At 57.0% G+C, this 23,806-nt stretch carries 16 protein-coding genes; 2 read left to right on the top strand and 14 right to left on the bottom strand.

Annotated features, from left to right (window positions below):
- Positions 1 to 9: 9 nt before the first annotated feature.
- The 3 genes from MHH78_RS06870 to bglB all read right to left on the bottom strand — a co-directional run bounded on the left by MHH78_RS06870 (position 10) and on the right by bglB (position 3,254).
- On the bottom strand, positions 10 to 981 hold the full coding sequence (locus MHH78_RS06870) for an ABC transporter permease (protein WP_445322037.1): 972 nt from the start codon (positions 979 to 981) through the stop codon (positions 10 to 12).
- Between the two features lie 163 nt (positions 982 to 1,144).
- Positions 1,145 to 2,197, bottom strand: coding sequence for an SGNH/GDSL hydrolase family protein (locus MHH78_RS06865; RefSeq protein WP_340957921.1), 1,053 nt, complete (start codon positions 2,195 to 2,197; stop codon positions 1,145 to 1,147).
- The gene (gene bglB / locus MHH78_RS06860) at positions 2,190 to 3,254 is read right to left on the bottom strand and encodes a beta-galactosidase BglB (protein WP_340957920.1); all 1,065 of its coding nucleotides are present in this window, start codon (positions 3,252 to 3,254) and stop codon (positions 2,190 to 2,192) included. The genes MHH78_RS06865 and bglB overlap by 8 nt, the downstream gene beginning before the upstream one ends.
- A 257-nt stretch (positions 3,255 to 3,511) precedes the next feature.
- On the opposite strand from bglB, the gene MHH78_RS06855 reads away from it, so the two are divergent.
- Positions 3,512 to 4,312, top strand: coding sequence for a polysaccharide deacetylase family protein (locus MHH78_RS06855; RefSeq protein WP_340957919.1), 801 nt, complete (start codon positions 3,512 to 3,514; stop codon positions 4,310 to 4,312).
- An 842-nt stretch (positions 4,313 to 5,154) separates the two neighbouring features.
- Here the strand turns inward: MHH78_RS06855 and MHH78_RS06850 are convergent.
- The 8 genes from MHH78_RS06850 to MHH78_RS06815 form a co-directional block, all read right to left on the bottom strand.
- Positions 5,155 to 6,219 (bottom strand): hypothetical protein, encoded by a 1,065-nt coding sequence (locus tag MHH78_RS06850; protein WP_341166957.1) that lies wholly within the window; start codon positions 6,217 to 6,219, stop codon positions 5,155 to 5,157.
- A 697-nt stretch (positions 6,220 to 6,916) separates the two neighbouring features.
- A complete protein-coding gene (locus MHH78_RS06845) occupies positions 6,917 to 8,212 on the bottom strand; it encodes a homocysteine synthase (protein WP_076084569.1) in 1,296 nt (431 codons plus the stop codon).
- Positions 8,213 to 8,357: 145 nt separating this feature from the next.
- On the bottom strand, positions 8,358 to 9,332 hold the full coding sequence (locus tag MHH78_RS06840; RefSeq protein ID WP_339311634.1) for an alpha/beta hydrolase: 975 nt from the start codon (positions 9,330 to 9,332) through the stop codon (positions 8,358 to 8,360).
- A gap of 302 nt (positions 9,333 to 9,634) precedes the next feature.
- Positions 9,635 to 10,381 (bottom strand): GntR family transcriptional regulator, encoded by a 747-nt coding sequence (locus MHH78_RS06835; protein WP_200869589.1) that lies wholly within the window; start codon positions 10,379 to 10,381, stop codon positions 9,635 to 9,637.
- Entirely contained in the window at positions 10,368 to 11,381 is a 1,014-nt protein-coding gene (locus MHH78_RS06830; protein ID WP_341166956.1) for a sugar kinase, read from the bottom strand. The genes MHH78_RS06835 and MHH78_RS06830 overlap by 14 nt, the downstream gene beginning before the upstream one ends.
- Complete coding sequence (gene dagF, locus MHH78_RS06825) at positions 11,374 to 12,129, bottom strand: 2-dehydro-3-deoxy-phosphogluconate aldolase (protein WP_341166955.1); 756 nt, start codon at positions 12,127 to 12,129, stop codon at positions 11,374 to 11,376. Before dagF ends, MHH78_RS06830 begins: the two co-directional genes overlap by 8 nt.
- Complete coding sequence (locus MHH78_RS06820) at positions 12,129 to 13,235, bottom strand: DgaE family pyridoxal phosphate-dependent ammonia lyase (RefSeq protein ID WP_339251402.1); 1,107 nt, start codon at positions 13,233 to 13,235, stop codon at positions 12,129 to 12,131. Before MHH78_RS06820 ends, dagF begins: the two co-directional genes overlap by 1 nt.
- Positions 13,213 to 14,322, bottom strand: coding sequence for an amidohydrolase/deacetylase family metallohydrolase (locus tag MHH78_RS06815; RefSeq protein ID WP_341166954.1), 1,110 nt, complete (start codon positions 14,320 to 14,322; stop codon positions 13,213 to 13,215). The genes MHH78_RS06820 and MHH78_RS06815 overlap by 23 nt, the downstream gene beginning before the upstream one ends.
- A gap of 262 nt (positions 14,323 to 14,584) precedes the next feature.
- Here MHH78_RS06815 and MHH78_RS06810 point away from each other — a divergent pair, with 262 nt between their 5' ends.
- Complete coding sequence (locus MHH78_RS06810) at positions 14,585 to 16,921, top strand: helix-turn-helix domain-containing protein (protein WP_340957910.1); 2,337 nt, start codon at positions 14,585 to 14,587, stop codon at positions 16,919 to 16,921.
- Positions 16,922 to 17,237: 316 nt separating this feature from the next.
- Here the strand turns inward: MHH78_RS06810 and MHH78_RS06805 are convergent, their stop codons facing one another.
- Genes MHH78_RS06805 through MHH78_RS06795 form a run of 3 tightly spaced genes read right to left on the bottom strand, consistent with a single transcriptional unit; the run spans position 17,238 to position 23,743 of the window.
- The gene (locus MHH78_RS06805) at positions 17,238 to 18,254 is read right to left on the bottom strand and encodes a glycoside hydrolase family 130 protein (RefSeq protein ID WP_341166953.1); all 1,017 of its coding nucleotides are present in this window, start codon (positions 18,252 to 18,254) and stop codon (positions 17,238 to 17,240) included.
- A 2-nt stretch (positions 18,255 to 18,256) separates the two neighbouring features.
- Positions 18,257 to 21,436, bottom strand: coding sequence for an alpha-mannosidase (locus MHH78_RS06800; RefSeq protein WP_341166952.1), 3,180 nt, complete (start codon positions 21,434 to 21,436; stop codon positions 18,257 to 18,259).
- Positions 21,437 to 21,439: 3 nt separating this feature from the next.
- Complete coding sequence (locus MHH78_RS06795; RefSeq protein ID WP_341166951.1) at positions 21,440 to 23,743, bottom strand: glycoside hydrolase family 3 N-terminal domain-containing protein; 2,304 nt, start codon at positions 23,741 to 23,743, stop codon at positions 21,440 to 21,442.
- Between the last annotated feature and the right edge of the window lie 63 nt (positions 23,744 to 23,806).

Below are 23,806 nucleotides of genomic sequence, written 5' to 3'. Positions count from 1 at the left end.
GTCCTCCTGTTACCACAAGCCTTTATTGAAGCGCCGGGCAATGGCGTTGGATATCAGCACCAGGGTCAGTGCCACGAGGGAATCGAACATCCCCAGTGCAGCGGTCAGGCTGAACTGCCCTCCCTGTAGTCCTATCGCGTAAATATACGTACTTATAACCTCGGAGATCCCCGATACAATCGAATTTTGCAGCACGTACACATGGTCAAAGCCTACCTCCATGACCCGCCCCATGGCCAGAATCAGCATAATAACGATGGTTGGACTGATTCCGGGCAGCGTGATATGGCGGATCTGCTTCCATTTGCCCGCTCCGTCCATACTCGCCGCCTCATAGAGACTGGGGTCGATGGAGGTCAGCGCAGCCAGATAGATAATTGCATTGAAGCCCGCATCCTTCCAGATTCCCGAGCCGAGGAAGATCGAGACCCAGGACCACTCTTTGAACAGGAAGGGAAAAGCCTGGCCGGTCAGCTTCTCAACCACCGCATTGGCTACCCCGGTCTGGGCAAAGATTGTCACCACCAGCCCGCCGACAATGACCCAGGAGAAGAAGTACGGGAGGTAGACGAGAGTCTGGACCGATTTTTTGAACCACTTGTTCCTGACTTCATTCAGCATAATCGCCAGGGCAATCGGGAACGGAAAGCTGACCAGCACCGACAATATACTGAGCACCAGCGTATTGCGGATAATCTGCACCGACTGCGCCTGGGTGAACAGATTGGTGAAATTGTCCATGCCCACCCACCGGCTGCCCCATACCCCCTCATAGAAGGTATAATCCTTGAAGGCGATGACCAGCCCCAGCATGGGGGTGTATTTGAAAATCATATAAAATGCGATAACCGGAACGAACATGACCCACAGGGGGACATTATTCTTGAAGCGGCGGGTCTGCCAAAAACGTCTGCGGCTGCTTCCGGTCTGCCGTGAAGTGTCCAGACGCAGCACCGCCTCACTGCTTGTATTCGCTTTCATTACGGTGCCTCCTTTCACTTGCATGTGGTGCCTAATTGTGTGATGAATAAATGCTACGGAGCTGAAATGGCCGATTTCATGTCCTCACCATAGCCGCTTCAGCGGGTTAGGGCAATATTCAGTTTTTCTGTTAATTGCCGCTGAACCCTTATGCAGCCCGGGATTACAGGATTCCAGCCAGCTCCCGGGCCAGATTCTCACCCATCCGTATATGTCCCTCATCCCCCGGGTGAATCAGATCGCAGGACAGCCCGGCCAGGTCATCCAGCACCCGGCTTCCCTCGATCAGGCTCAGCTTGGGACGGGACAGACGCTGCACATGACTTCGCAGAATGTCGTTGAACTGAAGATCCTTCTCCGCTATTCCACTGCCGGGGAACACCGCAAAGTTGGGATACATCGTGATCACCGCTACCGGCTTCCCGGGATGTCTGCTCACCAGCTGGTCAAGCAGGTAGCCGCTCCGCTCACTGAATTCATCCGGCGACAGGTGGTCACGCATATTCACGCCCAGCTCCAGCGTCATGAATGACCAGTCCTCCTGCGCCGCAAGATAGTTGCTCATCTCCCGTTCACAATGGCAGGAGCCGCTCATGCCGAGATTGAGCACATCGGCAGCCAGCCTTCTTGCCGCGTGGGCAATATACGGCAGGCTGCTGTTCTCTCCATACGTGATGGATGAGCCGTAAGCAATCCAGCGTGTGCGGGGAATCTCCCCTTCCACCGGCGGGCGGAGCGGATGGCCGAAGGTCTCGATGCCACAGACCACACAGGCATACCGTCCGAAGCAGATCCGCCATACCTCCGGTGCGAAGCCCGCTTCCATCAGCAGCTCACGCTCCACCATCGCCAGACGCGGCGGTTCGCTTAGCTGGAGGGTGCGTATGCTCCCGGCCTGAAGCTCATGCCTGGAGTGGAACAGCCCGCCCTTGTATACCGTTACGCTGCCATCCGTCTCCGGCAAGGTCAGCGTGACACGGATATTCGGAGCCGGTGTGACGAACCTGAGCTCACAGCCGCCCGCTTCCCCGGCGATGAACCGGCCCCGCTCGTTCAGATGCTCCCTGACGCTGCGGGGAATGCGGCGGAGGTGCACGCCGTAGCCCGTAGCCGGCTCCAGCTCGGCCACGTTATGGAAGGCAATCCGGTCCAGTCCCGGCAGCCCCATGGTGGCGGAATTGATGCTGGCAGAATGGGTGCTGGCGGGATTATACATGCTTCATCGCCTCCACCAGCAGCAGCAGGGCCATGGATTGCCCGTAGGGCATCGGGCAGACCGGAATCTCCCGGTAATCGTCAAGCGTAGCGCCCATCCCCGTGCCGTAGGAGACGCCCTGCACCACCCCTTCTTCATCGATCTGGCCCAGCACGTAATGAAGGGCTGCCATTGCAGGCTTGCAGCAGTCCTCTGGCAGCAGTCCCTGCCGCATCGCCTTTAACATGCCGTAAGCAAAGGCGGCGGTGGCCGAGGTCTCCAGATACGAGCTGCTGTCGTCCAGCAAGGTATGCCATGCGCCTTCCGGGGCTTGCAGCTCTGTAAGTTTGCGTACCTGTCGCTCAAGCGAGGACAGCAGGAAGCTGCTCACCCCTGGCGGCAGCTCCACCATCTCCAGGTAATCCGCCAGTCCGGCGGTATACCAGGAATTGCCCCGTGCCCACAAGGCCCGGGCAAAGTGGTGGCCTCCCTCGAAGGTCCAGCCATGGAAGAACAATCCGGTCACGGGATCGGTCAGGTACTTGAGGTGGACGAGAAACTGGCGGATGCTCTCCTGTATGCCCTCCTCCTCCTTCAGCACGATTCCCATCCGGGCTATAAACAGCACCGTCATATACAGCGTGTCGTCCCAAAGCTGCCCGGTATTCGGACTGCCGGTCACCTCATGCTGAAGGCCGCCTTCCTCCGTGCGGGGCATCTCATGCAGCGCATACTCCAGCCACTCCCGGCATAGCTGCATATAATCCGCGCGCCCGGTCTCCTCTGCCAGATAGCTTAGGGTAAGCATAGGGCACATCGTATTAACATTTTTCGCCGGGATGCCCCCGTCAAGCTTGCTGTCGAACCAGCCGGTCAGGTAGTGTAGAATCTCCTGCTCCCCGGTTTCCCGGTAATATCTGTATAAGGCAAATAATCCAACCCCCTGGGGCCACTCCCAATTGTCCATAGAGATGATGCCGATGGGTGCGGTTTCATGAATGGAGCCTCTCATATCTTTCATCCGCTCAATGACGCGGGCGATATGGCCTTCGAGTACTGTCCGTGATACTGCTTCCATAATGCTCCTCCTTCTGCAATGTCCTGTTCTGAACCGGAAACCTGTAGCCTGAAACCTGAAACCTGGAGCCTGTTCCCGGCTGTATAGCCCTGTTCGCAACCCCAGTGTAGTCAAGCGCCGCAGTATCGTCCATTAACAAGAATCTTGCTAATCGCTTTCACTTCTGGCATTGTTCTTGGTGGAGCAGTATTCGTCTTAGGCGGAACCGGTGCTCACTTCAAATTCTGTATATTTTATAGTCAGGGAGGATAACAGCAATGAGAATCAAATTTGATCTTTTTCCGGGCGGAGTTTCTAAAGCGCTAACATTAAGCTGGGATGATGGAAGAATCTACGACCGGCAGCTCGTGGAGATTCTAAATCAGCATGGGCTGAAGGGGTCTTTTCATCTCAATTCGGGGTTGTTCGGCAATGAGGGCTACATCTCGCGGGACGAGGTGGCTGCGCTCTATGAGGGGCATGAGATTTCGGCGCATACCAGCACACATCCTTTCCTTACCATGACTCCGCGCGAGGGGATCGCCGACGAGATTCTGACGGACCGTAAGGCGCTGGAGGCGCTGGCCGGTTATCCGATCCGGGGCATGTCCTATCCGTTCGGCAATTACAATGATCAGGTGATCGGCCTGCTGCCTGCCCTGGGCATTGAGTATTCCCGCACGGTGAATTCCCACCGCAGCTTCAGCCTGCCGGACAACCTGCTGGCTTGGCACCCTACCTGCCACCACAAGGAGATGCTGGCCCTGGGCAAAAAGTTCCTGGAGGAAAAGCCCCGCTTCTCGTATATGCAGCTGCTGTACGTCTGGGGACACAGCTATGAGTTCAATGACGATGATAACTGGGGAGAGCTGGAGCAGTTCGCCGCCATGATGGGCGGTCACGAGGACATCTGGTATGCTACCAATATTGAAATCGTGGACTATCTGTCCGCGCTGCAGGGACTGCGCTTCTCCGCTTCGCAGGAGATGGTGTATAATCCGTCGGCTACGGAGGTGTGGGTCTCTGTGGGGGATGAAGCCCGCCGCATTCCGGGCGGGGGGACGGTGCGGCTGGGGTAGGGAATGGGGCTAGGAGTTGGGGCTAGGGTGAGACTCAGGAGCTGGCATTAGAGATAGGGGGCTGAATAGAGAGAAAATTTGGGGGAGACTGGGGCTGTACTTGGACGGTGGCTAGGCTGAGATTGGGGCTATCGCTGAGACTGGGGTTATAGCTGTAACTGGGGCTGTGACAATGTACTCAACTATTATCAATACCGATCAGCCCCCACCGAGCCGCCACAAGAGTCCTCCCTTCAGCCTCAGCACAGCCCCAGCTATAGCGCTAACCGTGCCGTGCCCGAGTAATGTGTACACGGTATACTTACTTGCACTCTGTACAACTAAATTATCTGTTATACCGACTAATATCCGATTAGCTGTAGTTCGTACAATTATAATAACGCTATAGCTGAATTCCCGCTTATTCGGGCTAATTTAGTTGTACCAACTACACTTAGAAGAGAAAAGTCTTCCTTTTCGCTGGTTTTAAATGTACAGAATACAACTACCGCTGAATGATCGCTGCGAATGAAAACTTGGAGCTCCAAGCATAGCCGCATTACGCCGCAAAATGGAGTGAGCTTCCCTAATCATATGAATTTAAAACACACTTATAAGTTAGTTTAAAAACCCGATTCCGCGCAGCCCCAGGGCTTGGCGAAATCGGGTTTTTGTGGTTTGTTGTGGGTTGTTGTGGGTTTTCGAGTGTTTTGCGGGTATTTCGTTGGTGTACGTTTGTGCAGATGGTGGAGAATAGAGCGCTGTATCAGTCGTTGCCTGGCCGATCCCGCTACTCGCGGCAGACCAGACAGTGTAGGCAGGCCAGGCCACCGCTACCGCCAGCTACTGCCAGATACTTCCACCTACTGCCAGCCTCCGGCGGCAGCATCAGGATGCTCCTGCCTCGCTATCCAGGTGAGGCAGGCCGCCCGCAGCAGCGCGTCGGTCCGCTGGGCCGCGCCGCAGAAGACCCCGCTCAGGCCGATCTCATACAGATCGGCCAGCGCGTACGCCACCGGTGCCCCCGCGGCGAGCACTGCCGCCGCCGGCCGCACCCGGCGCACGGCGGCCAGCACCCCGGCCGCCGCCTGCGCGAAGCCCTCGGCGGCGTTCTCTCCCGGCGCGGCCTCCTCCGCCGCGCCGTCCAGCACCAGGAAATCGGCGATGCGCGCGATTTCCCCGGCGGCAGCCGGCCCCACATCGGGCGCGAGCAGCGCCCCGATGCGGCAGGCTGCCGCATAAGCGTGGCCGAGAGTCTGCTCGGCCACGCCCTCAATGAATTCGCGCTGCGCCGCGAATTCCTCCAGGCTGGCGGGGTACGGCGCCAGCAGGTCAATGCGGCTGTCGCCGCCCAGCCGCTGGCTGTGAAGGACGGCGGCGAACAGCGCGCCGAGCTGCGCGTCCTGCAGCGCGGCCAGCCGGTCCGGGCGGGCGGCGAGCTCCGCCGTGTAAGGCAGAGTGACTGCGGCCCAGACGCCATCCGCCGACTCCAGGAGGTCGGCAGCAGCTGCCCGCAGCCGGTGATAGATCCGCTGCAGGATACGCTCAGCCTGCACCGGCTCCTCATCCCCGCACGACATCCAGCGCGAGTAGAGCGCCGACAGTTCCGGCTCGTGCAGCCATTCCTCGCCCCGGATCAGGCAGGGACCCGCAGGGTAGACGCCGGGCGGCTCACGGCGGACAGCCCCGTCCCCCCTGCCCTCGCGCAGCACCAGGAAGGCCTGGCGCTCCCCGGGACGGCGGATATACGTGCGGCTCGTACTCACGTTACTCTTGCGCCGGTCCCCCTCAGCAAGAAATTCCGCTGCGGCGGAGGCTACAGATGCGGACTGGCTCATCTCCACGCCAATGGTCCGGTCCCCGGCGTTATACTTGAACGGGCGATCTTCCTTGTTTGGATCATCCTTCTGCTGGCGTTCACCCTTCATCCTCGCACCCACCCTTTACCTTTGAATTACTGCCGCTCCGCTCCCCTGAAGAGAAGCTGCCAGCATATTAAGAGGCTTCAATCTATAAATACTGGCAAAGGTACTGAAATATGCAAACGGTATCAAATGAATGCAGCTGCATCTTACCCGAATGGGTAGTGGGCAGAAGGTGGACGACGAGCTAAAGAGGGTAAGAGAGCTGAAGTGGATAAAAGGGCTAAAGTAGGCGGGAAGTAAAGTTTACATATTTTGTTGTTAATCTCTAATGGCTTTGAACTGGGGTTGGGATTCGGGTTCGGCATGGTCCATAGCTGATCTAATGTATTTACTACAGCAGATCTTCTCTTTAGCGGTTGTAAAAAGCGATCTGTTGCAGTTTGTACAGCAGATTTTTGCGGGAGAGGTGTTTTGGGGCCGTATGCCGGAAATCTGTTGTATGGAATACATTAGAACGGATTTTAACGCCAAAAATGGCCTAATCCATTGCAAAAAGTACAATTGCCGTGCAACTTCAGCGCGAACACATACCTCACCAACCGTTTTACTCACAAACTATTCCCCCGCTGACACTCCTCTCTCTTCCCATTACTCCCAAACCCACCTCCTGCTAAAAAAACAAGACCACTGCCTAATGCAGCAATATGCTGCATCAAACAGTGGTCTGTAATTCCTCTTCCTATGCTGCAAGGAACAGCGCCTAAGCCTGCTGGCTGGCAGCGATCGCCTGCTCCAGATCATAGAGGATATCATCGATGGATTCAGTACCGATGGACAAGCGCAGCAGCTCCGGTGTAACACCGGCGGTAATCTGTTCTTCGTCCGACAGCTGCTGGTGAGTGGTGCTCGCCGGGTGGATGATCAGCGACTTGGAGTCGCCGACATTGGCCAGATGGGAGAACAGCTTCACGTTCTCGATCAGCTTCACCCCTGCGGCCGCCCCGCCCTTAATTCCGAAGGTCAGAATCGCGCCCTGGCCCTTAGGCAGATATTTCTGTGCCAGCTCATACGAAGGGTGACTCTGTAGTCCAGCATAGCTGACCCACTCTACCGAATCATGCGCCTCCAGATACTGGGCAACCTTGAGTGCATTCTGGCTGTGGCGCTCCAGACGCAGGTGCAGCGTTTCGAGACCCTGCAAGAGCATCCACGAGTTGAACGGTGAAATGGCCGCGCCTAGGTCACGAAGCAGTTGAACCCGCGCCTTGATGATATAAGCAATCGGACCGACCGCTTCAGTGTAGACTACCCCGTGGTAGCTCGGGTCCGGCTCGGTCAGGCCCGGGAACTTGCCGCTGGCCTTCCAGTCGAACTTGCCGCCATCCACGATGACTCCGCCGATAGAGGTACCGTGGCCGCCGATGAATTTGGTCGCCGAGTGCACGACGATATCCGCCCCGAATTCAATCGGACGCAGCAGATACGGACTTGGGAAGGTGTTGTCTACAATCAGCGGAATCCCGTGCTCGTGGGCGATGGCTGCAACCTTTTCGATATCCAGAACGTTCCCTTGCGGATTACCAATCGTCTCAGCGTAGAGCGCCTTGGTCTTGTCCGTAATCGCTGCCCGGAAGTTCTCCGGGTTATCGGAATCCACAAAATTCACCTTAATGCCCAGCTTGGGCAGCGTCGTGGAGAACAAATTATAAGTTCCGCCGTACAGGCTTGCGGAGGAGACAATCTCATCCCCTGCCCCGGCAATATTCAAAATAGAGAAGGAAATCGCTGCTGCTCCGGAAGCGGTCGCCAGTGCCCCTGCCCCGCCCTCCAGCGCGGCAAGACGCTGCTCAAACACATCGGTGGTCGGATTCATCAGCCGGGTATAGATGTTGCCGAACTCCTTGAGCGCGAACAGATTAGCAGCATGCTCCGCATCCCGGAAACCGTAGGATGTAGTCTGATACAGCGGCACGGCACGGGCTAAAGTAGTGGGATCAATCTCCTGGCCTGCGTGGATGGCGAGGGTTTCAAAGGACAGCTTGCGCTCTTCTGACATGGGTATTTCCTCCTCTAAAATAGGTAATGTCAAATGTTAACTCTATAAGATTGTACCTATTCTCTCACAAACCATGTCATTTGAAAAGATAAAATTCTTATTAATTCACTGTGTTTTATTAAGTTTAGTAAGCCCCGGCATAGCCTCATGGCTGCTGCGCTATCCCCTTCATGAAGCTCATGAATTTCTCCGCAATTTCTTTGGGATGGGAACGGTACAAATAATGATTGGCATCCAGCAGCTCCATGTCTGCATGTACGGAATTCTGGATCAGCTTCTCATGCTCAGGAATCCATTGATCGGTTGCCGGATGCTCTGCTTGAACAAAAAGAAGGACAGGAAGATTAGGAGGGAACGTTACCCCTCGCTGTTCAGCCCCTCTAAAGCTGGAGTACATGTTTTCTGCCTCATTTAACAGAGTGGTGTTATACATATTTCTCTGTATCAGCAGTTTCAATTGTTCTTTGGTATGTTCATCATATGCCAGTCCCTCATAAGGGTCAGCACTCAGCTTCAATTGCAGCCGGGCGAACCCCAGATTGCGGAACCATTTAACCATGCTTGTCTCTGAAGACTCTATTTTCTTCTCGCTCAGCGAGGGTACACTGTTATCCAGTCCGACAAATGCACTGACTTCATCAGTATATTTGTTCACATAATCCAGACTGTAAATTCCTGAAATGGAATGGCCCATAAGGATGTAACGGTCAATATTGAGCTGCTGCAGTGCTTCATGGATTTCACTTACGATGTTCTCTGAGGTTCGTTCTTTCTTCGTCGCATCGCTTAAGCCATAGCCGAAAGGCTCAACAACTACAACCTTATAATGTGGAGACAGCTCGTCAATGAGCAGCTTGAAATCAAGCGCCGGTGAAGCTGTTCCGAAGCCGGGAAGCAGCACAACCGTGTCCGGGCCGTCGCCTTGAATGAACACATTCATATTCTTGCCGTCTACGGATACATGCTGGCCGTAAGGCTCTATCCTTTTGGCCTCCGCATTGCTGCTGATTACATTCGTGATATACACAATCCCCACAAAAATCACAATAGCGAGCAGGATGGCTCCCAATATTTTAAGCAGAATCTTGCGCAGTTTCTTGAACCCCGTTTGATTTCCCATTATGTTATTCGCCGATGGTCTCATGTTCATCTTCCCCTATCTTAACTGGTAGTAAGCTTGCTTCATTGCCGTTAATGCAAGCTTACCGAACGAAGATGTACTCTTTATGACGACAATATGAACAGAATATGAACCGAATATGTACTATCAGGCGGACGCTCTCGCTCCTACAGTTCCAAAATTCCCCTCCGCCACTTTCCCTTTCCGTATATTTTCAAGTTCAATCTATATAAGCAAAAATGCTACAGTTACCTACAAGCGAGCTTGTGTGCAACCGTAGCATAGAATGAGAGTGACGAGCCTCAGGTGTCGTAGCTGACCAGATAATGATGGAGCTCCGTATTATAGCTGCCGATGCTGTGTTCGATCAGCCTGCCTTCCCCGTCATAGGAGTTGCGAAGGCGCTTCAGCACAGGCGTCCCCGGCGGAAGCTTCAGCAGCAGGCATACCTCGGGTGGTGCTGACTCTACAAAAAACCGGTCCCTGAAGTTCTCCAGCACGATGTCGTTCTCCTCGAGCGAGTCGTACAGGGACTGGATGTCCGCCCCCAGCTCTGCCGACCCTCCGCCGGGCAGGGCTGCTGCCGTCAAGAAGTGCACTAGATGGATATAAGGCTGTCCATCCAGAATATACAGACGTTCAATCCGCTGGCAATACGGCCCGTAGCGGCTGTATTCCTCTGTCCCAGTCTCATTGGTGACCAGACTTGTGCTCAGCAGCTTCTTTTCCAGCTTATGGCCTGCTTCGACCAGCAGCTCTGTGAACCGTTTGCCCTTAGAGAGCTTCTGATAGGCGGTATTGCGCATGACAATGGTTCCGACACCGCTTTTCTTCTGCACATAGCCTTCCTGGGCCAGCTCCTGGACCGCGCCGCGGACCGTCATTTTGCTGACACCGAACTCTTTCTCCAGCTGCGGCTCGGAAGGGATAATGCTGCCGAGCGGGTATACCCCGTGCAGAATCCGGTCCTTGAGGATCTTCTGGATCTGCTGGTATAAGGGGCCTTGCTTGCGTTTCAGAGACACCTTACGTTCACTACCTTTCAACATCTGAGGTATGGCCATCCAGCGCGCGGAGCACCTCGCTCTCGGTGAACAACGCTGTATCGCCCGGGATGGTATGGGCCAGCATCGCTGCGGCCGCTGCCATAGCCACCGTCTGCTGCTGCGGATAATCCTGCAATTCACCATGAATAATGGCACTGGCAAAAGCATCCCCGGCACCGATCCGGTCATACACAGGGAAGGTGAGCTTACGGGAGAACGCGAACGTACCTTGACGGTACAGATATCCTGTGAGGGAATGCGTATTGTCTGCGTTAATCTCACGGTGGGTGCCCGCTGCCGCTGCGATTCCGAAGCGCTCCGCCACAGCGGGAACCGCTTGCTTCAACTGTGTTATTCTATCATAATCTGCCGCTGCGGTGCCAAGAATGTAGAGCGCATCCTTCTCGTTCATCAGCACCAGATCGGCAAGCGTAAGCAGCTCTTCGTAATGCGGGCGGGCCTTGGCATACCCCTCCTCGCCCCATAATGCCGGACGGTAGTTACAGTCGAATACCACCCTGCCCCCCGCACGCTTCACCTCTGCCGCAAGCTGCTTCATTTGCCCGCGCACCCTGTCATTCATAGCCAGCGTAATGCCGCATAGATGAAGCACATCCACCCGGGAAGCCAGCGCCGCCATATCATACTGATCAGCCTCAGCGGTATTGAAGCTGCTGCCCAGCCGGTCGGTATACGTGACTCTTCCGGGGCGGGCACCGAACCCGTTCTCCAGGAAGTACATCCCGAGGTGCTTGCCGCCCCGGCGGATCAGTGACGTATCTACCCCAAGCTTGCGCAGATAAGCAATCGCGGCTTCCCCTACCGGAGTCTCCGGCAAGGTCGTGATTAATGCTCCGTTATGGCCATATCTGGCCAGCGCTGCCGTTACATTTACCCCGCTGCCCGAAAAAGAGTACTCCAGCCTGCTGCTCTGGGCCAGTGTCTCCACCCCCGGAACCTGCAGCCGCATCATCACTTCGCCGAAGGCAGCAATTCTAGGCATAACGGTCCACCAGTGATTTCATGGTACGGAGCAGTGTGCGGACATCCGGCACATTCGTGCTTCCGGTCTGGGGATCAATGATCGAGGAATAGACATGCGGGATCACCTGCGGTACACCCGCCTGAAGCGCAATCTCCAGAATGGGCGCGAAGTTATCCAGATCGATGCCGCCCGTAGGCTCCAGGGCAAATCCCTCTTCTCCGCAGGCCTTGGCTACCGCACGATACTCTCCTTCCAGCTCCAGCCCCTTCATCGGATAATATTTGAGCGCATTGCCGCCCATGTCCCGGACCAGAGCGATGGCGGCGTGCACCGGAACGATGGCCTGCGAAGCATTCCCCGAGCTGACCGGGCCGGTGGATATATTGACATAACCGGGCTGTCCGCAGGGAGAGACCAGGCTGTTAATCCAGCTATCTTTTGCTCCCAGATTGGCCCGGGTCGCTCCTACAGCCGGAAACACCTGATTGATATGGCTGCCCGCATAGCTTGAAGCAATCTCTGCGACTACCGCCGCCTGGCGGTTGTCCCCGGCTCCAAGCCCGATGGATACGGCGTCCTGAATCACCTGTCCATATTCCGTCATAGCGGCGGATGCTTCCCTGGCGTTGGCGTAATTTTTGGAGAGTACGCCTACCAGAACATGCCCTTCGGCAGCCTCGTATATATCCTTGGCATTCCTGATACTGCCGGCCAGTACATTCAGTGCCGCTCTGTTCTTATAGAATCGCTCCTGAATCTTGCTCATTATGATCTGCCCCCTATAATCTCATGAATTCTGCTGACAATGACCTGCAGATCATCGCCTTGCAGCGGCCTTGGATCGATATCGAAATACCCTTGCTTTACTCCATAGTCCCGGGTGTACACTGCAATCTCGCCTTCCCGCAGGCGGTCATTGACCTCCCTTGCATCCACGCCCGCAGCAGCAGCATCAATCTGGATGCGTCCCCGGTAAATCGCCCGGCCCGCTTCATCCTGTACGGTGCGGACCGACACTCCGGGAAGACCGGCCAGCGGCTGAAGCGCCTCCAGCGCCTGCTTCTCCTGCTGGCTGTTGTCCGCCTTGTCCTGGTACTCGTCCAGAGCCTTGAGCAGTCCGAAGGTCGTCTCTTTGCCGACCTTCATGCTGCGGCCGATCCCGTGCAGCTGCACCTTCAGCCACCCGATGTATTCCTGCTTTCCCGCTACAATGCCAGAAGTTGGACCTTCCACAGCCTTCGAGCCGCTGTAGATGGCCAGATCGGAATACTGGACATACTTCCGCAGGTCCTCCTCCGCAGCCGCATCGACAATCATCGGTACTCCCCTGCGCTGTGCCACCTCCCAAGCTTCCTCCACCGAGATCATATTCTTCTGGACCGCGTGGTGGGATTTCACATAGAGGATCGCTGCGGTACGTTCACCGATGGCCTGTTCAATATGCTCTGCACGGCCTTCGTTGGCATATCCCGCTTCAACCACCCGGCCGCCGCCAAGGAAAACCATCGTCTCCACCGGCGCTCCATACTGCACATTATGGCCCTTCAGCATGATGATCTCATTCTTCAGCACCGGCTCCTGGTGCAGACGCAGACTGAGGCGGGGATCTCCGGCGGTCACAATGGCTGCCACCGACAGCGCAATGCCGCTGGAGGCCGAATTCACGACAACAGCCCCTTCCGAGCCGAGCAGACGGGCGATGTACGCTCCCGATTTGTCCACCAGATCCGCAATCTCCACGTACTGCTGCCCGCCCTGCTTCATTGCCTCCATCACCGAATCTGTTGGCGCAGATACACCAAGGATGCTCATTCTTCCACTGGCATTAATCACACGCTTCAATCCATATTTAGCTTGTAATGAGTGATCCATTGATAAAGACTCCTTTTGCTTCAATATAGTGATTCGCGGTCCGGACATCGCCCTCCGAGTCCATAAGCTGCTTCTCTCCGGCTTCCAGAGCGAACAAAGTCAGGTTGGCCTGCCCGCCTACCCGGATCTGCCCAAGCTCCGGCTTGCCGAGCCACGCTGCGGCGCTGCTGGTGACTGCACGGATCACCTCTTCCAGGCTGTAGCCGAGATAGAGGAATTTGGTCAGTACATCCGCCATACTGTACACTGGACCATTCAGCCGGTTGCCCCGGTAGATGTCTGTGCTGATCGTATTCAGGGCAATCCCGGCCCGCTTGGCCTGCTCCGCCACTTGGAAGGAGAAGCTTGCCGTGCCGTGTCCTACATCCAGCAGGACGCCCCGGGCCACAGCGTCCAGCAGCTCGGGCAGCGGGGTGCCGCCCGCCTGGAACAGATTATTGGCTTTGCCGTTCAGGTAATGGGTAATTACATCGCCTGCCCGCAGCAGCTCCAGCACTTCGGAGATGGCAGGCGGAGCGGAGCCGATATGCACCATGAGCGGGAGCTTCATCTCATCCGATAAGGTACGCGCCAGCTTAAGCGGCTGTATGCCGCTGTCTTTGACGACGCTTTGGCTGATGCGGGCTTTCAGGCCGACGATGAATTCAGGATAAGCCTCTACTGCTGCAAGTGCGCAGTTTCGGTCAATCCAGTCCAGCTTGGAGAGCTCATCGGTCCGCGTAAGGCCGATCCTTGAGATATTGAGCAGCGCGAATACCCGTGTATCCGCCAGAAGACTGGCACTATAAAAAGCCCCGATCCGGTCTGCCCCGCAGCTTCCGGCATCCACCACTGTCGTCACTCCCTGCTTCACCCCGATCTCGTCGATCACATCGCCGTAGGGGTCAAGCTCCGGCACAGCATGTACATGCAGATCAATCCATCCGCTGGAGCCGTATAACCCGGAGCAGTCCAGCAGGGTCCTGCCTTCTGCCTGGCCTGGCGGGGTAATCGCGGTGATGATCCCATCCTGAATGGAGATATCCACCGTCCGGCCGTCCACCAGCCGCAAATTGCGCAGCACGTTCTCTGTGCCCACTTGTCCCATCTCCTTTTTTCCAAATACAGATTTACAGGGGAATTACAAAAAATGATTAATGACATGAACTCCATACATCCTTATATTTAACAAGTAGTAACGGACATGCCGTCCTCTTAGAAAAATATAAAGCTGCTTCACTCCAAAGATTATAATGTTATAATGTTTATAGTAGCACAAGTGTAATCCAGAAGAGAACTGCAATTTCTAAGTCAAGAGGTTCCATCCTAGATTTCTAGTCCGAATATCTTAACACTGGAGGTACTGCTGTATGGCTAATTCCGCACCCAAGCCATCCTTGCTGAACCGGTTCCGGCTGACCTGGAATCATTTCAAGTCAAGGCTGCTGCTGAAATACGCTTTTTCCTATATCCTCATGTTCCTGATCCCGCTCACAGGTGTTACCATCTTCGTCTATGAAAACGCCGTCAAGGGCCTGCGGGTCGAAATTGAACAGTCCAATGTCAATCAGCTCAATCAGGTGAAAAGCACCATCGACGGCCGGATGAACGAGCTTCAGGAGATCGCCGGAAGAATCGCCTATGACAAGCATCTGACTCCTTATATGGTCCGGCATCCCTATTACAGTCTGGAGGCGATTCAGGCACTGGCCAATTACAAGGCCAGCAGCAGCATCGCGGAGGATCTGTTCCTCTACTTCCACGGTGATTCCAATATCTATTCTTATCGCGGCCTGGCTGATCTTCATGTCACCTTCGATACCCTCTATCAGTTCGAGCGCTGGACCCCGGAGGAGCTGCGGCGCGACTTGAACGAGACCCGTCAGCCGCTCGTCCGTCCTGCCGAGAATGTGACCGTCAATTCCCGGATGGAGCCGATGCTCGCCATGCTTGTCCCGGTGAAGCCGAATGACCCTTTCCCTTACGGGACGGTCGTCTATCTGATGAAGGAATCTAATCTTACCGGCGTTATGGATTCGGTTCTGAGCGATTTCTCAGGCAGCAGCTATATCTTCGGCCCCTCCGGCGAGGTGCTGACCGCGAACAGCCATGGCGTCAGCTTTCCCCAGAACGAGCTTCAGACCCTATCCGCCCTTGAGCCGGGGATACACAATCTGGAGCTGGACGGGGAACAGTACTCCGTCGTGTCCGTGCAGTCGGAGGAGAATGGCTGGACCTACGTCACCACGATGCCCAGCTTCCAGTTCTTCAGCCGCGTTGCCCATGTCCAGACACTGATTTTGATTGTCTTCTGTATTACAGTCGTTACAGGCATAGCGGCCGCGCTGCTGCTGGCCAAGCGGCAGTATCACCCGATCCGCGATCTGATGGAGTTCGCCAAGCCGAGAGGCAACAGCAATGAGGCTCCGAAGCTGCGCGATGAATGGGAGTCCATCCGGCAGACGCTTCATGACTACAGTGCCCGGATTGATCTCCAGGAGCCTTTTGTCCGCAACCAGTGCATGCTGCTGCTGCTCAAGCACGGCCAGCCGGATGATCCCGAGATTGAACAGATGATCCTGAGCGCAGGCTTCCGGCATCCGCAGGGACAGGGCCTCTACTTCTCGGCCATCCTGTCCTGGGATGATACCGCTCCGGGCGGCAAGTCCTGGCAGGAACGCCATCTGCTGCAGGAGATGCTGAGCAATATCTGCCTGCCGGGCCCGGATGCGCAGATCTTCGGAATTGAATTCTCGGTCAAGGACCAGTTCGCCCTGATCATCTCCCTTCCAGGGGAGGGAGAACTGCCCGTTCAGAGCCGGATGGAGCAGGTGATTGAAGCGATTCAGGATGTGATCCGTGAACACTCGCAGCTTGCGCTGAGTATCGGTGTCGGTATGGCCTACCGTGATCTCGCCCGGCTGAACCAGTCTTTCATTGAAGCCGCCGCCGCGCTGGAGCACCGGATGATCCGGCGCAGCGGCCAGGTCACCTACTTCGAGCAGCTTGCGGAGCTGAACCCTGCCGCTGCCGAGAGCTTCTGGATTCCGCGTAAAACCATGCTGAAGCTGGAACAGAGTCTGAAGCAGGGCAACGAATCGGTAGCGGCCCAGATGATTACCGACACCATTGACACGATCAAGGACGAGCCGCTGCAGGTTCATCTGCTGCGGTGTATCTGCTTCGATCTGCTGAATGCTTTTCTGCGCACCGCCTCCGAGCTGGGTATGGATGAGGTGTTCACCAATATGCCGGAGCTGACCTCCTTCGAGACGCTGGAGGAGCTGGAGAGCCGGCTGCTCTCGCTGGCTTCCGCCATTTGCGCGCAGGTCGAGCGGAACACCGAGACCAGCGAGTCTTCCCTGATGGATGACATTCTGGCGTACGTGGACCAGCAATTCGCAGATTACACCCTCAGCCTGGAGCATGTAGCGCTGAAGTTCGCCATCTCGACCTCTTATTTAAGCCGGAGCTTCAAGGAGAAGACTGGCAGCAATTTCTCGCAATATATCTGGCAGCGGCGTGTGGACGAGGTCATCCGTCTGCTGGAGAACACCAGCGCACCGCTCAAGGAGATCATCGAGCAGGTAGGTTACCTGGATGCGCCCAACTTCATCCGCAAGTTCAAAAAAGAAACCGGTCTGACGCCGGGGCAATACCGCAAGGAACATGCCTTGAAGGGGGCCGCTGCGAAAAGACCGGTTTGATTGGGCGGAGCCTCCGCCTACAGTTTGAGTTGAAACCTCTAATCGCTAATGGGCGATAACTGCTAAAATTGGAGTAATTGTACTACGTACAATAGAATCCGTGCAAAACGATCAAATAATCCCTTCTACTGTACTCTGTACAATAGATTTCACTGAAATGAAGTGAAAGTGCCTGAAACCTGAGAATCTAATGTATAAAATACATTAGGTTCTTTTTTCAAGTGAATTTAACCTCAGTCTGTTGCACTAAGTACAATAGCGCAATAGTCCATCACCGAAGCCCCCGCCACATTCCACCATACGGGCTGCTTCCCGGCTACTCCGCTTCCTGCAGAATATGCTCCACCAGTTCATCCAGCGGCACCGTGGCGAGCGCGATCGCTGTGTCCGTTACGCCGTAGTAGATATAGAGCAGGCCGTCCTTGACCACATTGCCGGTCGGGAAGATGACATTCGGAATCTGGAAGCCGAATTTCTCGTAATACGTCTCCGGCTCCATAATGAAGTTATGGGTCCGGGCAATAATCTTCTCCGGCTGCTCCAGATCCAGCAGCATCGCCCCCACGCGGTAGACGATCTCTTCATCGACGCCGTGATAGAGCACCAGCCAGCCCTTGTCTGTACGGATGGGAGGCGTAGAGCCGCCGATCTTCCGCGATTCCCAGGACAGGTTCCCGGCGGTGGCGAGCAGCTTGGGTTCTTCCCAATTCACGAGATCCTCGGAATAGGTAATCCACATGGCAGCTTTCTCCGTTCCGTAAGCCTCGCCCACATATTCTTCAGGGCGGCGGAGCAGCACGAATTTGCCGTTTATTTTCTCAGGGAACAGGATATTGTCCCGGTCATTGATATCCAGCGGTGTCGTGTCCGCTACAAACTCCCAGTCCAGCAGATTGTCCGACTTCAGGATGGAGGAACGGGTCAGCCAGTGGCCCTCCTCTTCCCCCCAGCCGTCCGGGTATTCTGGAATGGAGCGCTCAGGGACGCCGCGCCCGGTAGGATAATAGCTCATGGCGCAAGGGCGCAAGGCGTAGTTCAGGTAGAACGTTCCGTCAATCTTCACAATGCGCGGGTCCTGTACACTGCCGTAAGGGAAGCCCAGCATATCCGGCGTGACAATCGGCTCATCCTTCACATGGGTGAAGTTTACGCCGTCCTCGCTTTCCAGCAGCCCCAGATAGTTCTTGCACGGGGTCAGGGAACCGGCGGTGCGCTCGATCATATAGAACTTACCGTTATCGATGATGACCGCCGGGTTGAACACGGTCACCTTACGCCATTCATAGCCGCCCGGGACGACAATCGGATTATTGGGATGTCTTGTAATTTGCATGTCTATTCCTCCTGCGAATGATGTTGGTGGTGTAGCTTAAGCGTCTGGACCTCATAAGGCCGGAAGGACAGCGGGATCACACCGCCGGATGTCTCCACAGAGCCGGTCTTGCTCTCCAGCAGGTTGACCCGGCAGGCGCGGACATCCTCGTCCTGCCAGTCCAGCGTGGCCGACTCTCTGCTGCCCGCAGCTTCATACAGCCGGATAATCGTTCCGCTGCCGTCCTCTGCTTGCTTGATCGTATCAAGCATGACATGACCGCTCTGGAAGGCGAGCCAGGCATGGGTGCTTGGATAGCGGCCGGGATGTGCAGCTTCGCTAATCGCCAGCAGCGGCTCATTCAGCGCTGCCGCTTCCCGTACCACATCCGCCTGCCGCCATTCTCCGCTGTGCGGATAGAGCGAATACGTGAATTCATGCTCCCCCTGGTCGGCATTGCGGTCCGGCCAGCGCGGGGAACGCAGCAGCGAGAGGCGCAGCACTCCGTCATGGATGTCATAGCCGTATTTGCAGTCGTTCAGCAGGCTGACGCCATAGCCGCCCTCGGACAGATCAGCCCAGCGGTGCCCGCAGACCTCGAATTGCGCCTGCTCCCAGCTGGTGTTGCGGTGGGTTGGCCGCTCCAGCGCGCCGAACGGGATCTCATACGTAGCCTTCGCGGCCACAATGTCCACCGGAAAAGCAACCTTCAGCAGCTTATGCTGCTCCCTCCAGCTTACACTAGTGCGGAAATCCACTCTGCGGCTGTTCCGGGGCAATACAATCTCCTGCTCAATCTGTGATTCACCGAGCTGCCAACGGAACTTCAGCACGGTCTGCACAGGCCCGCTGCTTACTACCCGGCGGTCCAGCAGCTTCGCCTTGCCCGCAGGCTGCTGTTCATAGCGCGGGTCTATATCCCAGGCATCCCACAGCGGCGGGGTGTCATGATAGAACTGAAGCTGATTGCCGGTCTGGCCGGGCTGGAGCAGCTCGCGGTCCGCGCTTTTGTCCAACCAGCGGCTGATCTCGCCGTCTTCATTGAATGTCAGGATATAATGATCCGTCTCCCATTGCTCCGGGAAGCCGTCTCCCGCGGCTGAACCACCATGCGGCTCAAGCCGTACTCCGGCTGGCTCCGCAGCCTCCCGCAGCCAGATCGTCCGGCAACCGAAGGCCGGGACCTTGCGGACCTGCACAGCCAGCGTGTAGCTGTCTCCTCCAGCCTCCGTGTTCCAGCATTCACTCGGCAGCAGGCCGTCTTCATCGAATACCTGCACCTCTGCCAGCTCAGGACCGCCCTCCAGCCGGATGACCTCCGTCCGCTCCCAGCCCAGGCTGTTGAAGACCACATAAGGGCGGCCTTCGCCCGAAGTATTCACCCGGCCTGCCAGAGTGTGCAGAGCAGTGTCCAGCACCTGCCCGCCCAGACGGAAGATCTCAGCGTATTCCTCCCGCGAGGTCGTATACACCTCCGGGATGGAAGTCCCCGGAATGATGTCATGGAACTGGTTGAGCAGCAGCAGCTTCCAGCCCTCGGCCAGCTCCCCGGCGGGCAGCAGACGGTGCCCATCCGGCTGATCCGGCTGCTCCAATTCCAGGGCACCATCCTTCTCCGCCAGCACGCTCCAGATCTCCGCCTGCCGGTAAAGAATCTCCGCCTTGCGGTTGCTGCGCTTATTGAAGGCATGGGTCGTGAAGGTCCCCCGGTGCAGCTCCAGATAGAGATCGCCGTGCCACGCCGGAAGCTCCGGCTGGCGCGAGCCGATCTCCGAGAAGAACGCTTCCGCCGTCGAGAATCCGCTGACCGGCTGTCCTGGGGCGAGGTCGGTGCGGCTTACATATTCAAGCATCTCGTGGGTGACTCCCCCGCCGCCGTCGCCGTGGCCGTAGAGCAGCATCAGCTCATCGTGCTCTTCCTTCTGGGCGTAGGCCTCCCAGTGCTCCTGCACATCCTTCGGATGCGTATGCTCGTTCACCCCATGGTTCTGATAGGCCACAATCTTCGTCCCGTCAATGCCGACCCAATGGAATAAGGTATGCGGGAAGGGATTGGTATCATTCCAGCCCAGCTTGGTGGTCATGAAATAATCGATGCCCGCCTGCTTCAGCAGCTGCGGCAGGGAAGCGCAATAGCCGAAGGTATCCGGCAGCCATTCAATCGTGGAATGCTTGCCGAATTCCTTCATATAGAAGCCCTGGCCGTACAGTATCTGCCGCACCAGCGACTCCCCGCCGGGAATGTTCAGATCCGGCTCCACCCACATGCCGCCGACCAGCTCCCACCGGCCTTCGGCAATCCGCTCCTTGATCCGCCCGTATAGCTCGGGATAATGCTCCTTGGCGAAGGCATAGAGCTGGGGCTGGCTCTGCGAGTACCGGAAGTCCGGATACTTGTCCATCAGGGTGCAGACCGTGGAGAAGGTCCGGCTGACCTTGCGCACCGTCTCCCGGACCGGCCACAGCCAGGCCACATCAATATGCGACTGGCCGACCATATGCATCGTCCCGGGGTCCAGCCCTGCGGACCGTTCCGACGCCGCAGCAGCCCGTAACTGCAGTTCCGCCGCAGTTACGGCACCGCCGTCCAGCAGCAGCTCCTCCTTCATATAGAGCATGTCCATCACCCGCTCCAGCGCCTTAAGGCTGCGGATGCGGCGCATGTCGCCCTCCGGCAGCAGGAGGGCTGCTTCGTGTACGATCCGCACCGTATGCAGCAGGCTGTATACCGGGCGATTGACACGCACCAGCTTGATTTCAATGCCCGTCAGCGGCGGCTTAATCACCGCCTGCCGGTTCAGCGGGTCCTCCGGCTCAGGCACCGGATCATACAGCTCGATCTCCAGCTTGAGGCGTTCACCTGGAGCATAGGACGGCAACGGAATGAACCAGTGATTGCTGTCCAGGCCATGGTAAGGCGCTCCGTCCAGCCTCAGCAGTCCTTCCCCGCGTCCCAGATAGAGCAGCGCCGCTTCTTCATGCGCCCACTCTCCCGGAACCGTGATCTCCCGCTGAAGGAAATAGGTGGTTCCATATCCTCCGTCCAGCAGGGAAACGTTGTATTGCTGGTGCAGCTCCTCCTCATGCTCATAGCAGCCCGGAGTGAGGTAACGGGATTTGCGCATCCTCCATTCCGCAAGCTCTAGCTTCTCAGCCCACTGCCGCTTGGCCAGCCATCCGGTGAACCGCTCCATTCGCTTCATGGCTTAGCCCTCCTCTCTGACCTGGAGCGGCGCGCTCAGATACTCTGCGGAATGCGGGCCTGCCATCACCGCGAATTCTCCCGGTTCGACGATCCGCGTCAGATCCGCTGATACATATTCCAGCTCCTCCCGGCCTACACGGAACGTTACTGTCTGCGTGTCTCCCGGCTGGAGGCTGATTTTGCGGAAGCCCTTCAGCTGCTTCTCGGGCCGGGTAATGGAGGAGGCCAAGTCGGAAATATACAGCTGGACCACCTCGCTGCCCGCCCGGTCACCCCTATTAGTTACATCCACGGAGACAAGCGCTTCTTCATCCGCAGAGATTACTGGAGGCTCCACCTTCAGGTTGCTGTACCCGAATTCAGTGAAGCTAAGACCATAGCCGAAGGGATATTCGGCGTGGAAATCCGTCTCCAGATACCGCTTGCCTCTCGTCCGCCGCTTGTAGTAATACACGGGAAGCTGGCCGACATGCTTCGGGATGCTGATCGTCAGCCGCCCCGAAGGATTCACCTCGCCGAACAGGATATCGGCAATTGCATGTCCGCCCTCCTGGCCTGGGTACCACGCCTCCAGAATGGCGTCGGCGTGCTCTACAATCCAAGGCTCGGCAATCGGGCGGCCGTTGATATAGACCACAATCAGCGGCTTGCCCAGCTTGTGAAGCTCCTGCGCCAGCTCAAGCTGCACGCCCATCAGATTCAATGTGGACCGGTCGATGCCCTCCCCGCTTTCCATATCGCTCCAGGAATGTTCCGTCACGACAGAAGCGCCGGTGAGCAGATCAATCGTCCCCTCACCGAAGTCCCTGGCGCTGGAGCCGCCGATGGCCAGCACCACCGCATCGGCTTCGGCCGCACAGGCCAGCGCAGGGGCGAAGCCTTCGCGGGAATCGCCCTTGATCCGGCAGCCGGGCGCATACAGGACCTTGTCCGCTCCGCCGCCCAGCGCCTGCCGGATGCCGTCCAGCACGGTGACAATCGCGCCTGCGGGCTGCGGCGAGGTGTAGTCGCCAAGCTGGTTGTACAGGGCATCGGCATTGGGACCGATTACGGCAAGCTTACGAATCCCCTTGCTTAGCGGCAGCGCTGCGTTCTCATTCTTCAGCATGATAATGCTCTCACCGGCGATCCGCCGGGCCAGCTCCCGGTGCTCCGGCTTGCCGATGATGCTCTCCGCCTGCTCAGGATCGGCATAGGGGCGGTCAAACAGCCCGAGCTTGAACTTCAGCTCCAGAATCCGCGCCGCCGCGCGGTCCAGATCGGATTCCTGCAGCCGTCCATGCGTGATAGCAGCCGCGATATGCTGCTCAAACATTTCACCTGACATCTCCATATCGATGCCCGCCAGCAGTGCCTGGGCTACAGCCGTTTCTCCGCTATCTGCGGTGTTATGACCATTCGTCAGCATGCCCAGCGCTCCGCAGTCCGTGATCACGAACCCATCGAAGCCCCATTGCTCCCGCAGCACATCCTGCAAAAGATAACGGTTCGTCGTACAAGGCACGCCGTCAATCTCGTTGTACGCTGTCATTATGGACAGCGCCCCGGCCTCTACCGCCTTACGGAACGGCAGCAGATCGACCTCATGCAGCTCGCGCAGTCCCATATGCACGGGCGCAGAGTTGCGCCCGCCTTCCGAGCTGCCGTAGGCGGCGAAGTGCTTCAAGGTGGCCAGCACGGAATCCTCGGCGTCCAGCCGTTCCCCCTGCAAGCCCTTCACGGCTTCTACACCCATCGCCGCGATCAGGAACGGGTCTTCGCCGAAGGTCTCCTCCGTCCGGCCCCAGCGCGGATCACGCACCACATCAAGCACCGGCGAGTAGGTCGCCGCTCCGCCCTGGCTGCGGGTCTCCAGCGCCACCACCCGGCACATCTCCCGGTACAGCTCCGGGTTCCACATACTGCCCAGAGCCAGCGGAACCGGAAATACGGTTGCGCCGATTGCCATATGCCCGTGGGAGCATTCTTCGCCGAACAGAATCGGAATTCCGAGCCGGCTCTCCTGCATGGCGTAAGCCTGAATTGCATTAACAGCCTCCGCCCCCTCCTTCGGGGACAGGCCGGTCTCCAGCGTAACGCCAGTCCACGGGTCGGCACGCAGCGTCCCATACAGGGAGCTGACGCCTCCGGCGGCAACCTGGCGCTTGAAGGCTTCCGTCATGCCTGTGGTTCCGTCCGCGTGCTTCTCATAGCACTGCCAGCCGAAAGGCTGGACTAATTGTCCAGCCTTCTCTCCAAGCGTCATGCGCTGCAGCAGGTCCTGTACCCGATCCGCCACAGATTGTGTTTTATCCTTATAGATCATTTTTACAGCACCTTTCTGCATTCGTCATTCGTGCCATTCACTCTCGGCACTTCAGAGGATGAA

Source organism: Paenibacillus sp. FSL H3-0333 (assembly GCF_038002805.1).
GTDB lineage: Bacteria > Bacillota > Bacilli > Paenibacillales > Paenibacillaceae > Paenibacillus_AQ > Paenibacillus_AQ silagei.
The sequence above is the reverse complement of the archived record's forward strand: the minus strand, read 5'-3'. Positions and strand labels throughout refer to the sequence as shown.